Here is a 3039-nt window from a genome sequence, read left to right on the forward strand (position 1 = left end):
AACCTAATTTATAAAGATATATTTTTACGGTACAGTCGTTATCAGGAATTCAAGGTAAAGTCAGTATCATGAAATTTATGTAAAGTCAGTATCACGAAACTTTTAGAGGAATTACTGGTAAAGTAAAGTAAAAGGTAGAACCTTTGCCTGGTTCAGATTCTACCCAGATCTGTCCTCCATGTCTTTCTACAATTTTTTTACAAATTGAAAGTCCTATGCCTGTCCCAGGGTACTCTTCTCTTTTGTGAAGTCTTTTAAAAACTTCGAAAATTCTATCAGAATATTTAGGTTCAATTCCAATTCCATTATCCTTTACTGAAAATAACCATTGATCAGCCTTTTTTTCGGCGGAAATCTCAATTTTCGGGGCTTTTTCACTGCGGAATTTTATAGCGTTGCTTATAAGATTCTGGAACATTTGAGTAAACTGGACAGGATCTGCCATTACTACAGGTAAAGAACCATAAGATATACTGGCTTCATTTTCATTTATGGATAACTCTAAATTAAATAACACTTGATCCAGAACAAATTTGCAGTCCGTAGGCTCTAATTCTCTGGCCTTTGTAGTCACTCGAGAAAATTCCAGAAGATCATTTATCAGATTTTGCATACGGGAAGCCCCGTCCACAGCAAAATAGATGTATTTATCAGCCTTCTCGTCAAGCTTTCCATGATATTTTCTTTGTAAAAGCTGTAGATAACTCGCTATCATTCTCAGGGGTTCCTGCAAATCGTGGGATGATACGTAGGCAAATTGTTCCAGCTCCGAGTTTGAGCGAGCAAGTTCTTCTAATTTCAGTTTTAACAGCTCTTCTGCCTTTTTCCGTTCGGTGATATCACGGGCGGCTGCAAAAACTCCAATAACCTCACCAGTTTCGTCTTTATAAATTGAAGCATTATACAAAACAGGAGTTATGTGACCATTTCGGTGCTGAATTTCAAGTTCGTAGTCCAGTACCAAACCTTCCCTGAAGACATGTTGATATCCTTCTCTGGCTTTCTCAGGCTCGATGAAATAGTCTGAAAAATCAGTCCCAATTAACTCATTTCTTGAATAACCTGTAACCATTTCTGTAGCTTTATTTACATCGGTTATCTTTCCATCAGGGCCGATAGTAACCAGAGGATCTAGACTGGCTTCTATCAGACTACGATTATAAATGTTTGATAACCTCAGAGATTCTTCTGCCTTTTTTCGCTCAGTAATGTCTCTTGCAATAACGGAGAAAGCTATAAGTTGCCCAGAAACATCCAAAACCGGAGAAAGAGTTACTGAAACATCTATTAATGTACGATCCTTTCTTAACCGCAATGTTTCATAGTGCTGGATTCTCTCTTCCTCTTGAATTTTCTTAACTAACTGCTTTATCTCTCCTTTACGATTATCGGGTTCAAGTATTGAGATATTTTTTCCAAGAATTTCTTCGGCGAGATAGCCGTAAATCCGCTCTGCTCCCTTGTTCCAGCTTGTGATAGTGCCATCAATAGACTTGGTTATAATTGCATCATCCGATGACTCGACAGCACTAGCCAGTATCTGTATCTTTTCTTCAGCCTTTTTCTGCTCACAAATATCACGTGCAGCTGCAAAAACCCCAATAACTTCTCCAGTTTTATCCCTGTAAACCGATGCATTATACAAAACAGGCGTTATCTGCCCGTTTTTATGTTGAATTTCAAGCGGATAATTTCTCACCAGCCCTTTCTGGAATACATGCTGACATCCTTCTCTGGCTTTCTCAGGCTCGGTGAAATAATCCGAAAAATCAGTCCCAATTAACTCCTTACGGGAATAGCCCGTAATAAATTCGGTTGAATTATTCACATCAGTAATTTTACCATCTGGATCAATAGTTAAAAAGGGATCTATACTGGCCTCAATGAGACTGCGATTATACGCGTTAGCCAGCTCTAAGGCTTTTTCAGCCATTTTTTGCTCGGTAATATCCTGAACTGTTCCTCTCATATGAACAGGGATATTTTCCTCGTTAAAAATAACCTCAGCCCGTTCGTGTACTATACGCTCTTCTCCACTGGCTAGGGTAATCCGGTGATTAATACTGTAGTTTTTTCCGTTAAAAGCTTCTTTAACGGCCCGATCTACATAATCTCGATCCTCCGGATGTATATATTCAAGAAACGCATCGTAAGTTGCCCCGAATTCCTGGGGATTGCGTCCGAAGATGCGATAAATTTCGTCAGACCAGTACAATTCATTAGTTACAATATTCCAGTCCCAGTTTCCAAGATGTGCCATCCTTTGGGCTTCAGAAAGACTTCTTTCGCTTTCCTTCAAAGAATTATAAGCGTTCTCAAGCTGCTCTCTATGCTTCTTTAGCTCTGCCTCAGCGCGTTTTTGCTCGGTGACGTCAATGTCCATCTTGAGGACCATGGGCGAACCGTCAATGTCGGTGAACGGAAAGTCGTAGGAATCAATTATGCTTCCGTCCGGGGCGGTGCCTTCCCAATGGTGGGGCTGACCGGTTTCAAGCACTTTATATGTTTCGCAGAATTCACAGGGTCTGGTGCACCCATAACAATATTCATAACAGTGTCGACCTCTAGACTTGCCAAACTTTTCACGGAAGCCGCGGTTGGCAAAGGCGACGTGATAGTCAGGTGTCAGCAGGGATATCATTGCCGGTAGCGTCTCCAGAACGTCAAAAAGCCGCTGCCGCTCTGCTTGAGCCACCGCTTGCGCCTGTTTGATCTCGGTGATATCAATGCCCACCTCCATTATGAGTGTTGAACCGTCGGAGTCCTTGAACGGGTAGTCGTAGATATCGTAATTACGGCCGTCCGGACCGTTCCACTCCCAATGATGAGGCGCACCCGTTCTGAACACCTTGTAGGTTTCGCAATTCTCACAGGGCTCGGTGCGCTGGAAGAGATATTCGTAGCAACGCCTGCCCTCAGATTTGCCGAAACGCTCCTCGAAGAAACGGTTCGCAAACGGAACGCGATAATCCGGTGAGAGCAGTATCACGTAAGCCGGCAGTATGTCAAGCACGCTATTCAATCGCTCCCGTTCAGCTT

1 protein-coding gene is annotated in these 3039 nt (G+C 42.3%); it reads right to left on the reverse strand.

The features are described 5' to 3' along the window. Positions 1–91 precede the first annotated feature (91 nt). Positions 92–3039, reverse strand: a 2948-nt coding sequence (locus NC238_13715) for a PAS domain S-box protein (protein ID MCM1566964.1), incomplete at its 5' end; no start/stop codon positions are given.

The sequence above is a fragment of the Dehalobacter sp. genome (genome assembly GCA_023667845.1).
In the GTDB taxonomy this organism is placed as follows: domain Bacteria; phylum Bacillota; class Desulfitobacteriia; order Desulfitobacteriales; family Syntrophobotulaceae; genus Dehalobacter.